Origin of the sequence: Serratia sp. CY56464, assembly GCF_052168435.1 — a bacterium.
Classification (GTDB): Bacteria; Pseudomonadota; Gammaproteobacteria; order Enterobacterales; family Enterobacteriaceae; genus Serratia; species Serratia marcescens.
Genome location: NZ_JBJNMV010000001.1, coordinates 1,219,564 through 1,231,928, shown reverse-complemented (window position 1 = coordinate 1,231,928; position 12,365 = coordinate 1,219,564). Strand labels below are relative to the sequence as shown.

At 55.1% G+C, this 12,365-nt stretch carries 15 protein-coding genes; 8 read left to right on the top strand and 7 right to left on the bottom strand.

From position 1 onward, the window contains the following. The first annotated feature begins 120 nt into the window (after nt 1-120). A complete protein-coding gene (locus tag ACJ8KE_RS06000; protein ID WP_016927717.1) occupies nt 121-435 on the top strand; it encodes an ArsR/SmtB family transcription factor in 315 nt (104 codons plus the stop codon). Nucleotides 436-680: 245 nt separating this feature from the next. Beyond that, entirely contained in the window at nt 681-1,766 is a 1,086-nt protein-coding gene (locus ACJ8KE_RS05995; RefSeq protein ID WP_016927716.1) for an NAD(P)-dependent alcohol dehydrogenase, read from the top strand. A 63-nt stretch (nt 1,767-1,829) separates the two neighbouring features. On the opposite strand, the gene ACJ8KE_RS05990 is transcribed toward ACJ8KE_RS05995, so the two are convergent. From ACJ8KE_RS05990 to ACJ8KE_RS05980, 3 genes are all read right to left on the bottom strand, one after another. Continuing rightward, nucleotides 1,830-2,771, bottom strand: a complete 942-nt coding sequence (locus ACJ8KE_RS05990) for a sugar phosphate isomerase/epimerase family protein (protein ID WP_016927715.1) — start codon at nt 2,769-2,771, stop codon at nt 1,830-1,832. Nucleotides 2,772-2,781: 10 nt separating this feature from the next. Further along, the gene (locus ACJ8KE_RS05985) at nt 2,782-3,957 is read right to left on the bottom strand and encodes a Gfo/Idh/MocA family protein (RefSeq protein WP_442517158.1); all 1,176 of its coding nucleotides are present in this window, start codon (nt 3,955-3,957) and stop codon (nt 2,782-2,784) included. A gap of 67 nt (nt 3,958-4,024) precedes the next feature. Continuing rightward, nucleotides 4,025-4,948 (bottom strand): substrate-binding domain-containing protein, encoded by a 924-nt coding sequence (locus ACJ8KE_RS05980; RefSeq protein WP_016927713.1) that lies wholly within the window; start codon nt 4,946-4,948, stop codon nt 4,025-4,027. Nucleotides 4,949-5,265: 317 nt separating this feature from the next. Here ACJ8KE_RS05980 and ACJ8KE_RS05975 point away from each other — a divergent pair, with 317 nt between their 5' ends. From ACJ8KE_RS05975 to ACJ8KE_RS05965, 3 genes are all read left to right on the top strand, one after another. Further along, nucleotides 5,266-6,276 (top strand): LacI family DNA-binding transcriptional regulator, encoded by a 1,011-nt coding sequence (locus ACJ8KE_RS05975; protein ID WP_097102031.1) that lies wholly within the window; start codon nt 5,266-5,268, stop codon nt 6,274-6,276. A 36-nt stretch (nt 6,277-6,312) separates the two neighbouring features. Next, the gene (locus ACJ8KE_RS05970) at nt 6,313-6,825 is read left to right on the top strand and encodes a hypothetical protein (RefSeq protein WP_079452135.1); all 513 of its coding nucleotides are present in this window, start codon (nt 6,313-6,315) and stop codon (nt 6,823-6,825) included. A gap of 85 nt (nt 6,826-6,910) precedes the next feature. Further along, nucleotides 6,911-7,291, top strand: a complete 381-nt coding sequence (locus tag ACJ8KE_RS05965) for a nuclear transport factor 2 family protein (RefSeq protein WP_079452134.1) — start codon at nt 6,911-6,913, stop codon at nt 7,289-7,291. A gap of 112 nt (nt 7,292-7,403) precedes the next feature. Here ACJ8KE_RS05965 and ACJ8KE_RS05960 read toward each other — a convergent pair whose 3' ends face one another. Next, nucleotides 7,404-7,925 carry a GrpB family protein gene (locus ACJ8KE_RS05960; protein ID WP_442517157.1) on the bottom strand — a complete coding sequence of 174 codons (522 nt, stop codon included), beginning with the start codon at nt 7,923-7,925 and terminating at the stop codon, nt 7,404-7,406. Nucleotides 7,926-8,190: 265 nt separating this feature from the next. On the opposite strand from ACJ8KE_RS05960, the gene ACJ8KE_RS05955 reads away from it, so the two are divergent. Both ACJ8KE_RS05955 and ACJ8KE_RS05950 read left to right on the top strand, forming a co-directional pair. Then, a complete protein-coding gene (locus ACJ8KE_RS05955) occupies nt 8,191-8,568 on the top strand; it encodes a VOC family protein (RefSeq protein WP_305178898.1) in 378 nt (125 codons plus the stop codon). A 65-nt stretch (nt 8,569-8,633) separates the two neighbouring features. Continuing rightward, the gene (locus tag ACJ8KE_RS05950) at nt 8,634-9,470 is read left to right on the top strand and encodes a DUF3626 domain-containing protein (RefSeq protein WP_305178897.1); all 837 of its coding nucleotides are present in this window, start codon (nt 8,634-8,636) and stop codon (nt 9,468-9,470) included. 64 nt (nt 9,471-9,534) lie between these two features. Here ACJ8KE_RS05950 and ACJ8KE_RS05945 read toward each other — a convergent pair whose 3' ends face one another. After that, on the bottom strand, nt 9,535-10,470 hold the full coding sequence (locus ACJ8KE_RS05945) for a GlxA family transcriptional regulator (RefSeq protein ID WP_176519323.1): 936 nt from the start codon (nt 10,468-10,470) through the stop codon (nt 9,535-9,537). A 113-nt stretch (nt 10,471-10,583) separates the two neighbouring features. On the opposite strand from ACJ8KE_RS05945, the gene ACJ8KE_RS05940 reads away from it, so the two are divergent. Continuing rightward, nucleotides 10,584-11,381, top strand: coding sequence for an SDR family NAD(P)-dependent oxidoreductase (locus ACJ8KE_RS05940; protein ID WP_016927707.1), 798 nt, complete (start codon nt 10,584-10,586; stop codon nt 11,379-11,381). Between the two features lie 14 nt (nt 11,382-11,395). On the opposite strand, the gene ACJ8KE_RS05935 is transcribed toward ACJ8KE_RS05940, so the two are convergent. Together ACJ8KE_RS05935 and ACJ8KE_RS05930 are read right to left on the bottom strand one after the other, a co-directional pair. Next, on the bottom strand, nt 11,396-11,857 hold the full coding sequence (locus ACJ8KE_RS05935; RefSeq protein WP_110147002.1) for a carboxymuconolactone decarboxylase family protein: 462 nt from the start codon (nt 11,855-11,857) through the stop codon (nt 11,396-11,398). 2 nt (nt 11,858-11,859) lie between these two features. After that, nucleotides 11,860-12,297 carry a cupin domain-containing protein gene (locus tag ACJ8KE_RS05930; RefSeq protein ID WP_232036937.1) on the bottom strand — a complete coding sequence of 146 codons (438 nt, stop codon included), beginning with the start codon at nt 12,295-12,297 and terminating at the stop codon, nt 11,860-11,862. Between the last annotated feature and the right edge of the window lie 68 nt (nt 12,298-12,365).

Here is a 12,365-nt window from a genome sequence, read left to right as displayed (position 1 = left end):
AGGTTATATTAGGATTGCATAAATTAGCAATACCTAATTTAATAAATGCTAATGTAATGCTGTGCCAGCGCCTGAAAGCCGCTATAATGCGGCTGAATGATGACGGGGCGGTGATTGACCATGAATGCAAAAGCTAAGCAGGATCCCTTTTTGATCGACGGAGCGGTTGAAGCCGCCAGGCTGTTGAAAGCGATAGGCAATGAACACCGCTTGCTGGTGCTTTGCCTGCTATTGAAACACGATGAGATTGCCGTGGGGGAGCTACAACAGTTGGTGCCGCTCAGCCAATCGGCGCTGTCGCAGCATCTGGCGAAAATGCGCAATGAAGGTCTGGTAACGTACCGACGCGAAGCGCAAACCCTGTTTTACCGCATCGATGACCCAAACGTGGCGAAAGTGATTGCCACGCTCAGAGAGATTTACGCGCCGAAGTGAACAGGGCGTTTTTGGAAAGAGAAATGATGCAGCGTCTGTCGATATAAATTGGCCGTGTTTTTCGGCAGAGTGATAAAGCAGAGTTTATTGGATGTTATTTTATTGAATTATATTTTTTATATTACTTACCGATAAAGATTACTGGCGTTTTTAATTATTTCCCAAGGCAGTAAAATCGGAAAAAATGACCGATTGGATTATTCTTTTCTGTAGCCACTTCGGCAGAAACCAAAGGATCTTCCGCCATGCGCATGATGAAAGCCGCCGCCTTTATCGAAAAGGGGCGAATAGAACTCATTGAAAAACCTATTCCTTCCCCTGGCCCCAACGATGCCTTGCTCAAAATAACCACGACGACAATCTGCGGCACGGATATTCATATCCTCAAGGGAGAATACACGGTGCCGCGCAGGTTGACCATTGGCCATGAGCCGGTCGGCATTATTGAAAAGTTGGGAAGCAATGTTAAAGGCTTCGAAGAAGGGCAGCGGGCATTGGCCGGCGCCATTTGTCCCTCGTTCACGTCTTATGCCTGTCAGGATGGATTTCCCGCCCAGGACGGTTCTTATTTACCCGAATGTCGCTGCCACGGCTATAAAGCCACGGCGGGTTGGCGCTTCGGCAATGTTATCGACGGTGCCCAGGCTGAATATGTACTGGTGCCTGATGCTGAAGCCAATCTGGCGCTCATACCGGACGGTCTGACAGATGAACAGGTGCTGATGTGCCCGGATGTGATGTCTACCGGTTTTAAAGGCGCGGAAAATGCCAACATTAAAATTGGTGACACGGTGGCCATCTTCGCCCAAGGACCGATCGGTTTATGCGCCACTGCGGGCGCTCGCCTGCAGGGCGCCAGCCTGATTATTGCCGTCAGCAGCTCTCCCGAAAAGCTGATGATGGCGGGAAAGATGGGGGCAAACGTCTTGCTGAATTATAAGGAAACCGATGTGATTGATGAAATATTCAAGATTACGGCGGGGCGTGGTGTGGACGCCAGCATCGAGTGTTTGGGGACGCAGGCCACCTTTAATCAGGCGCTGCGTGTCTTAAAACCCGGTGGCACATTGTCCAGCCTTGGCGTCTATAGCGACGATATTCAATTGCCTGTCGAGGCGTTTGCCTATGGGCTGGGCGATCATACGATTCGTACGGCTCTGTGTCCCGGCGGCAAGGAGCGGATGCGCAGAATGATGAACGTCATTCAGCATGGCGGTTTGGATCTCACACCGTTCGTGACGCATCGTTTTCAGCTGGAGAATATTGCCGAGGCTTATCATATGTTCTCTGAAAAGCGCGATGGCGTGATTAAGTTGGCGATAACGCCGTAACTGTGCAACGCAGGATGAATCTGGCGCAGCGACTGCAGCGACCGCAACCGGCTGCGCCTGGTGTTACCTGCTTATCGTCTGCTGCAGCGCCTGAACGGAAGAGGCGATGCCGGCATCGACCGACATGGTCAAGTCTTCCATTTCCAGCGACACCCAGTCGTTGTAACCCATCATGCGCACCACCGAGAAGAATTCCTTCCACCACTGCAGATCCCGGCCGCAGCCGACGGCGACATAGTTCCAGGCCCGGCCGGCCACCTCGTCGATCGGTTTGGTTTCCAGCAGTCCGTTAACTTCGACGACACCGCGCTCCAGGCGCACGTCCTTGCCGTGTACGTGGTGAATCGCGGGACCAAGGGCGCGGGCCACCGCGATGGGATCCGCGCCCATCCAGATCAAGTGGCTGGGATCGAGGTTCAGGCCCACCATCGGGCCAACGGCTTCGCGCAGCCGGAACAGCGTTTCCGGGTTCCACACCAGCATGGCGCTGAAGTTTTCCAGCGCAAAGCGCTCGACGCCGCACGCTTTGGCTCGGGCGACCAGCGCCTGCCAATAGGGGATCGCCACCTCATTCCATTGATAGTCCAGACAGTTTTTCACCGTAGGCGGCCAGCTGACGGTATAGGTGATCCAGTTGGGGACGGTGTCATGCGGGCTGGCCGGCGGCAGGCCGCTCATCATGACGATTTTCTTCACCCCCAGCAGGCCGGCCAGTTCCAGCGTATTGTCGGTTTGGCGCAGATGGCGCTGCCCCAGCTCGCCCGGATCGAGCGGATTGCCGGAGACATTGAGCGCGGCGATCTCCATGCCGCGGCTGGCCAGCGCTTGCTGCAGCTGCCGGCGTTTGGCGGGGTTGGCCAGCAGTTCCTCGGTATCCAGATGGGGCGCCGGGGACCAACCGCCGGTGGTCATCTCCACGCCGCGCACCCCCAGCTCCAGCAGCCGATCCAGCATCGGCTCGAAGGGTAAATGGCCCAGGCTGTCGGTACAGAACGAAAGTTTCATGGTGCTTTCCTTATTGGTAATTAACCCAGGTGGCGCCGTTGCCGGCGGAACGAACGCAGTTTTCAATCCAGCGCACGCCTTCCAATCCGGCATCGATATCCGGATAGATCAGCGCGGCCAGCGTCTGCCGATCGCCGCGCTGACTGGCGCTGATGGCGATGGCGAACTTGAGGTAAATATTGGCCCAGGATTCGGCTAGCCCTTCGGTATGCAACGCGCCGAGTCGTTCTTCGGCCAGCGCGCTGTCGTCCAGATAGGGCATGCCGTGGTGCAGCGTTTGGTTGGGCCGCCCCTGGATCTCATAGCGCAATTCGCCGGGCGTGGAATCGCTCCATTGCAGGCTGGCGCGTGAGCCCACCACGCGAATGCTTTGGCTGTCCATCGCGCCTGCGTTGATGGCGGAGGCCCACATGCGCCCGACGGCGCCGTTTTCGTAGTGCATCAGCACCATGGCATTGTCTTCCAGCGGGGCGCGGGAAGGGATAAAGCTCTGGCGATCGCACAGCAGGGAGGCAATTTTCATGTCGGGCATGACCAACTGTGAGATGTAGAAGGTGTGGGTGGAAATGTCGCCCAGCACAAAGGAGGGGCCGGCGATTTTCGGATCGACGCGCCACTTTTGCGCCTCGAACGTGTCCGCGCTTTCGTTGGCGTTGAAGCCATGGGTGTACTGCAATTCGACCATGCGTATTTCGCCGATGTCGCCGTTCGCGATCATGGCGCGCATCTGCATCAGCAGCGGATGCCCGGAGAAGCCGTAGGTTACGCCGACGATCAGGCCTTTCTCCGCCGCCAGCGCCTTGATTTCTCTCGCCTCCACCGTAGTGAAGAACAGCGGTTTTTCGCAGATGACATGCAGGCCGGCATTCAGCGCGGCGCGCGTGATTTCATAGTGGGTGCCGTTAGGGGTGGCGATGGTCACCACCTCAACGCCATCTTCGCGGTTGGCCTCTTGTTTCAGCAACTGCTGATAGTCGCCATAGCAGCGTTCGGCGGGCACGCCGAGATTGACGCCAAACTCACGCCCGCGCGCCGCGTCGATATCAAAAGCGCCGGCAACCAGCCGATAGGCGGTATTGTCGCGCAGTGCACCGGAACGGTGCTTGTAGCCCACCTGACTGAGGCGGCCGCCGCCGATCATCGCCCAACGCAGCGGGCGAGGGATGCTTCTTTCACCATTTAACATGCTGACTCCTGACACTGTGGCTTTGCACTCGGGTGCAAAGCGGGTTGAAAAAGAGAGTGGCAACGGTTTATTTCTGGTTCATCTGCGCAAATTGCGGGTAGTTTTCTCGCGTCACGGTGGCATAAGGCACCCAGTTGTAAGACTCGGTTTTGGCGTGATCCAACATCGCTCGGGTCACTTGCACTGCGCCGATCGCCTGGGCTTTGGCATCCTGGAAAATGGTCACCGCCAGGTCGCCGTTTTTGATAAATTGCAGGCCGTCGGGCGTGCCGTCGATACCGGCAACCCGTACGCCGTTCTTTTTGGCCTGCTTCAGCGCCATGATCGCGCCGATGGCCATCTCATCGTTGTTGGCGGCGATCGCATCGATCGGTACGCCGTTCAGCAACCAGCCGGAGACCACGTCGACCGCTTCATTGCGTTGCCATTTCGCAGTCTGTTTCTCTACCACTTTCAGCTCTTTGTGTTTGGCGATCACCGCTTCCACCGCGCGGGTGCGCTCGCGGGTTTCTTCGTTGGAGAGGGCGCCCATCAGGATCGCCACGTTGCCGCGGTAATTCATTTTTTTCGCCAGGGCCTCCATCTGCAGGCGGCCGCTGAGCGCCGAATCGGAGCCGACGTAGGCCGTCGCGCCGCTCAGCGGCACTTCGGGTTTGCGGTTGACGAAGATAAGGGGGATAGCGGCGCGTTTGGCGGCCGCTATCATCGGCTGGACGCCTTGCGTATCGACCGGGTTGAGGATAATGGCGTCCACGCCCTGATTAATCAGATCGTCTACCTGCTGCACCTGCAGGGCGACATCGCCTTTGGCATCGACGAACTGGCCTTGCAGCTGCCGCGCAGCCAGTTCACGCGCCATTTGGCTGCGCAGGATGGAGACGAAGTTGAGATCGAAATTGGCCAGCGCCACGCCGACCTGATAGCTCTTGGCCTGAGCGGTCATGACAAACAGCGAGCAGGCTAACATCAACAACAGTCTGGTTTTTTTCATTACGGTATCCTGTTGAGAAGAGAGGTGTTATGTAAAAACAACGTTTTTGCAACCGGGTGCAAATCAGAAGAAAAAACGGCGACGAGTCTCTGAATGCCACCGTGAATGTCGGCCATGGATAAAATTTGGTCAACAGGGGAAAGGTGAAAACAGCGCGGACGATCACAAACTCTTTACGTTTTGCACCCGGTTGCACAACAAATTGCAATCGGGTGCAAAAACGATACATAATTGCAGCAGATATGCCGACAGGCGCTTAGGGGATCTGAGCGAGCAGGGTATAGTTTGACTTCACCGAAGCAGGGATCGACGCAACCATGATAAAACACCACAAAGCCACCGCCAGCGACGTCGCCGAAAAGGCCGGCGTCTCTAAATGGACGGTATCGCGCGCCTTTACGCCTGGTGCGTCGATCTCGGACAACGCGCGTGAAAGCGTGTTGGCGGCGGCCGCCGAGCTGGGCTATCGGCCAAACCTGCTGGCGCGCAGCCTGTCGCAAAAACGCACGCACATCATTGGCGTAGCCATCGACGAGATGAAGAACCCGCATTCGATGATGATGCTCGATATGGTCACCAAACAGCTGCAAACCCGCGGCTATATGGCGCTGCTGCTGAACATCACCGCGGGCGAAAACTACCGGGCGGTGATGGCGATGGCCGACCAGCTGCAGGTCGATGGCATTCTGTTCCTGGCGACGGTGTTAACCAAAGAGTGGGCGGCGATCGCGCAAGATCTGCATCAGATCCCGCTGGTGCAGGTGTGCCGCAATACGGAAAGCGAACACATTGATGTGGTCAATATCGACGGCTACCGCGCCGGCGAAGAGATCGCTGCGCTGCTGATAGAGCAAGGGCATCGGCGCTTTGGTTACATGAAGGGGCCGGACACGCAAAGCAGCCATTTACTGCGCATGGAAGGCTACCGCGACAGGCTGATGGCCGCCGGCTTTCAGTTGAATCGGGTGCTCACCGCCGGCCACTACGATCGCCAACGCGGTTTCCAACTGATGAGCGAATACCTGCAGGCAACGCCGGAAAGCGAGCGGGTTGAGGCGCTGTTCTGCGAGAACGACGTGCTGGCGCTGGGGGCGCTCGAAGCGCTCAGGCAAACGGCGCCGTCGTCCGCGATGGCCGTGGTGGGCTTCGACGATATCGATGAGGCCGGCTCAGCCAACTGGGCGCTGACCAGCTACAGCCAACGCATCGACCGGCTGGTCGAAGAAGCCTTGAATCGCCTGATCGACAATCGCGCCACGGCAGACGGCGCCTGGCGGCACGGGGAATTGCGGGTTCGGCGGTCGCATTTGGGAGATAAACAGGCGTGAGGCTTTTTGGGGTGACAGCGTCACTTTTGAGGTTTGATGAGAACTCGTCGCGATACAAAGAAAAAACTCTATAGAAGAGAAAGCGTTACATCTAAAGGCCCCATCGCCAGCGGTGGTGAATACCGTTGGGGACGCCATGGCAAACAGGCGGACGATGAGCAGTTGCCGCTGCGTGAAAGCATGCATGGGCGGATACAACATGGTATGGATTACACGCCGCTATTTCAATTTCTGCTCAGTAAAGTGGGCCAACCCTGGAATGAAGTACATAGCGAAGCGGTTAGTCGATTGGACAAACCAGCGCCCATTTTTTACCTGGTGGCGCTGCACCGTAAAAACTGGCGGAGCTATGTCTGCTGTGGTGAGTCGAGCTATTACAGCGGACTGTGTGTCGATGAACGCGGGATACTGCAGAAAGTGAACCCGGCATTCACCGCAGAAGATGTGCCGGTGAGATGCCGCTGTTGTACCTATACGTTCAACGGGGAACTCGTGCCTGTCACGGAAAAGAACTGGCAAAAGCCTTATGAGAAGGAGTCCTGGGAATAATCAGGTTTCACGAGTGTCATTCTGGTGTAGATTGACTGCCGAAGTTTGCCAGATTTCACGTAGCGCGATCAAAAAGGAGGGCATATTGACCCATTTTGCAGAGTGGCTTAGCCAAATTCAGGCGCTTGAGGTTGAACTGCACCAGCCAACGACGCGCTGCGATCCGAAACGTGTCGCGGCATTGTTGCATGAAGACTTTGAAGAGATCGGTCGTTCAGGGCTGCGCTATGACAAACGCCAGACCGTTGCGGCGCTGGAGATGGAAACGGATTATCCGCCGATTGTCGCCGAAGCTTTTAAGCTGGCGCAAATCAGCGAAGGTGCCGTGTTGCTGACGTATAAAAGTTTTCAGCGTGACGCACAGGGCCGCGCCGTTCGTTGCACTGAGCGCTCATCGATTTGGCTCCTGAAAGATAAAGAGGGTTGGCAGATGCGATTTCATCAAGGTACGCCGACTGATGATTGATTGCGTTTAAAAGCGGCGAGTGACAGTAAGCCTGGCGGGAAAATGGAATGTCGGAATGATAACGTTGAAGGTGAGGCGAGAGATGATGTGCAGGGCTAATCCCGGTGCGTATTCAGCATTTAAATTTAACATAATATACATTATGCGCACCAAGGTGAAGGTATGTGGATTCTGCCGTCCAGGCCTGATTCTTGGGGTTTCTCCTGCGGCCAACCCGGCCAGCGCCAACTGCTCGTGCCGTTGAATAAATTCGGTTTTCAACCGGCCATAAGCCGCTGGTTTTGCCGGCAGTCTTCTGCTGCCTGGCATTTGATTGCCGCGTATTACTGAGCAATATCATGATGCTTGCGCAGATAATCTCTGAACGCCAAATGTCTGATCGCCTGTTCACTCTCCGCAATAATGCATGCACGCGATGCGTGCGCTTGCCGTTCTCGCCACGCGACGTATATCCCATGTCACGCATCCTGTCATTCAAGCTATCCAACGCCGCCAGACTTTCAACCTCCAGCAATATATCAATCGTTGGTTTGGCTGCCAGTTCCGGTACTGCTGTGCTGCCGATATGATGAATGGCCGTTAAAACGCCAGCCAATAATCTCGCGTAGTTTCGATGCGCGCTGCCATTTTCCACTTCAATAATGATGACCGGGCATGATTTTCAATGGCGCGTACCTGCCGGTATTGGCCAAGCATCCCCCTGCTTTTTTGATCGCGCTACGTGAAATCTGATAAAACGTAGCGGCTACGATACTGCAGATTTTTCTAAAACGCGTCATTTAAGCGGACAGTATTTGCACGCTAAATGCGCATTGGCGCGCGTTTGATCGCTTTCGGCACGCACCGCGGCGTTGGCTATACTGAATGGGAACATTCCTCCTCGCTCCAGGAGCCTCCCCATGTTTGATCATGTGAAATTTGGCGTCAGCGACTTTGCCCTCAGCAAAGCGTTTTTCCTCAATGCGCTGGCGCCACTGGGCGTAAAAATCGTTGCCGAAGGCGACCCCGGCTATGGCATTGAGTTGTGTCCCGAACGGGGTAATGTGTCATTGTGCCTGTTTCAAACCGATGAAAAGCCGGCGCATCTGCACCTGGCATTTGCCGCAAGCAGCCGTGAGCAGGTCGATGCGTTCTACCACGCCGCGCTAAACGCCGGCGGCAAAGACAATGGCGCGCCCGGTTTGCGGCCCAATTACCATGCCCATTACTATGCGGCATTTGTGATCGCCCCGGATGGCCACAATATCGAGGTGGTTTGCCACAATCCGATGGACTAATGATTTTTCTATTTAAAACAGTCTGTTAATTATGACATTATACACTCTATTTAACATAACATTGTATGCTCGCTAACCCTGTTCTGGCCGCCATTCTTCATATTTCCAGTAAAGCGGATGGTGATCCGTTACCGACAACGATGCCCGTCACGCTTAACTTCCATCCTGATGCGCTATGCCGTGGAATGACCATGATTGAGGCGTTAGCTGAGGATGGCGTGTATCGTTCGCAGTTTGAAACGCATACCAGCAACGGTGGATTAACGGCATACCCCGGTGGAGATCGTTGGGCGTGGGAAAACGCTATTTTTGGCATGGCGTATGCTGACGCAAGCCCGGAACTACGCCCTAAATATGGGGCGCTCAATTACCGAAACAGCATAACGGGAGGCTCGCCGCGCTTTGGGTCATCGCATTTCCGTATGCGCCCAGCGGCCATGGAGAGAACGACATTCTGTTACCCCGATAGCTTTTTCGCGCCGTCACATTTTGCTACTGCCGAAAAGTGCGCGCTGATTGAATTAGCCGAGCGAGATAGCCCAATCACAGACGTTTTAGATAACTATATAGAAGCTCACATACACGGCATCATGACTATTGCGGACGACGTTGAAGCCGTAGTGCTGGATGGTTGCTATAAAGACACGCCGATCGACATTTTCGCTCACCGGCTAGACTGCCCGGTAGAATGGCATCCTGGTTACCGGCTGGCGGAAAAACACCTACCCGAGTGCGTCGATTACCGGGGAAAAGAGATTGCCGATCTGGCGCGAAAACTCGTTAACAACGGTTTTGTTACGCCATTTGATATCGGGCTAGCTCGCGGGAAAGGTTATGACCCACAGCATTTGAAGAAGGTATGGCATTGCGTCGCTAAATTTGGCAGCCCCATCGCGGAGTAAAATTATTCTGTAGGCTGATGTCATTGACGCTGCTCTTCCCTACTCTCCTTATATCTGAAGTCCCTCAGCCTTCAGTATGGCGTACCTGACGACGAATAACTTGCGGCGGCTGCCCAATCGTACGAATAAAAGCGCGTCGCATGCGTTCTCTGTCGATAAATCCTGTTTGCCTGGCGATCTCATCCAGTGAACTGTTGCTCTCCTCTAACATCGCCCGCGCCGATTCCAGCCGCAGATACTCAACGGCCCTTGCCGGCGACTGTCCGGTTTCCGCCTGAAAGATACGGCTGAATTGACGAGGCGACAGATTCGCCACGTCGGCCAGTTCTTCAATATTTAGACGACGGTCCAGATTGCGGCGCGCATAGCTCAGCACCTTCTGAATGCGATCGGTTTTCGGTTCCAGCTCCAGTAGTGACGAGTACTGCGATTGCCCGCCCGTGCGGCGATGGTAAAGCACCAGTTTTCGCGCTATAGACCGGGTGATATCGGGGCCCAAATCACTTTCGATCAACGCCAGAGCGAGGTCGATAGCCGCTGTCATCCCTGCTGATGTCCAGTACGGACCATCGCAAACAAATATCCGGTCTTCTTCAACCTGTATCTTCGGGTAGCGCTGCTTGAGTTCCCGGGCATACATCCAGTGCGTGGTGGCGCGATGTCCGTCCAGCATTCCGGCTTCCGCAAGCAAAAACGTCCCAATACACGCTGCTGCGACCCGACGGGCGAATGGCGCGGCGCGGCGCACGAACGCGATGGTATCGGGTGTCGCCTTTTCCATACTGGCGCCAAACAGCAAAACATCGTAATGCGTTTCAGTAAAGGCTTCCGTCACCACATCGAAGCCCGCGGATGTGCGTAACGCGCCGCCATTTTCCGAAAGCAAATGAATGTCATAGACCGGTTCCGGCAACACCATATTGGCGACTTCAAACGCGGTAATAACCGCAAAGCCCATCGGCGAATAACCGGGTGTGAGGATAAAACCGACTCTGCGCATATAGCGGACCCATCATAATCCAATGTCATAAAAAGGTGTTTATATGACATTTAAGACATTAAATGCGAGTGTTATTGTGCTCATCATTGAAAATAACCACCCTGGAGAAAAACATGAGCACATCATCAAATGGCACCGCCCTGGTGACCGGCGCTTCAAGCGGCATCGGCGCACTCTATGCCGACAGACTCGCTAAACGCGGCTACGATCTGATCCTTGTGGCGCGCAATACTGACCGTCTGGAACAGGTTGCCCAACGGATCCGCGATACTCATCATCGTCAGGTCCGTATTATCGGCGCGGACCTCGGTAACCCGCAGGAACTACGCCATGTGGAAGAGCTACTGCGTAATGAAACGTCACTGACTATGCTGGTGAATAATGCCGGTTTTGGCGCCGTAACGCCGCTTCTGGATTCGAATGTTGATGAAATGGAAGCGATGATTAACCTCAACGTCACCGCGCTGATGCGTTTAACTTATGCGGCTGCACCGGCAATGCTCGCTCGCGGAACGGGAACAATCATCAATATCGCGTCTATCGTCGCGATTAGCCCGGAAACCCTGAATGGGATTTATGGCGCAAGCAAAGCCTTTGTGCTGGCGTTTAGCCACTCTCTGCAGCACGAGCTCGGGGATAAAGGGATTCGCGTTCAGGCCGTTTTACCCGGCGCGACGGCGACCGCGTTCTGGAATGTGCCAGGCGTAGGCGGCCATGAAAATCTGCCGCAATCATGGGTCATGAAAAGCGAGGAGATGGTCGATGCCGCGCTGGCAGGTTTAGATGCCGGTGAAACGGTGACCATCCCGCCATTGCAGGACGGTGAAGAATGGAATGCCTGGGAGGCCGCTCGGCGTACCATGAGCCAGCATCTCAGCACTGCGCAGCCGGCTCCGCGTTATCGCCGTTAAGGCACGTCCATTCATTACTTCTGATGCTCCAAAACCGCCTGAGGGATATTACGAAAGCTTATCGCCAGGCGGTTGTAGGCGTTGATGAGACTGATAGCCAGCGTAAGGTCACATACCTCTTCGTCGCTGAAATAGCGCCGCAAATCTGGCGCGCGTTCACGCCGGTTTGATGAAGGGGCAATGAGCGTCATATATTCAGCCCAGGCTAACGCCGCGCGCTCCTTTAAAGAAAAAATGCCTTCGGTACAGACCCATCCCTGGAGCGCCGCCAGTTTCTCGGCGCCGACGCCCTCTTTCATCAACATACGCGTATGCAAATCAGTGCAATACGCGCAGCCGTTAATCTGGCTGACGCGTAAATTAATGAGATCGCGCAGTCGCTCGTCCAAACCGCAATGACAGAGGTAATGGTCAATGGCGCTGAATGCCTGGACGCCAGCGGAGGACGTCCGGGTGTAATCAATTCGGACTCCCATTATTACGGCTTACTGTCTGGCGTGGTGAGCTGAGTATCTTTGGTGTCCACGACAAATACCGCCAGTAGTTTCGCCGGTTTGGTTTTGTTGGCGTTACGGCTGACAACATGGTGCGCGCCAGGATCTTCATACCAGCTTTCGCCTGCCCGATAAGTCCGTTCAGGTTGACCTTCGACCTGACTGATAATCTCGCCTTCCACGACATAAGCGTAGATAAATGAAGAAGGAGCATGCGTATGAGATGCTGATGCAGCGCCCGCAGGATAAATGACTTCGACGGCAGTAAGCGATTTACCCGGAATGTTGGGGATCGCATGCGAAAAATTCGGTTTAACCGTCTCGCCTTGCCCCTGTGGTTCAACGCCATGCGCCAAAACGGTTGTTGAGAAGATCATTCCAACAGCGGCTACTGCGGATAAAAATGGATTTCTGCTTATCATATGACGGGCTCCTGACTGGAGTTGTTAAAGCTTGCAGGTGTGACGCCGCGCGATCTCGCCACGTCACA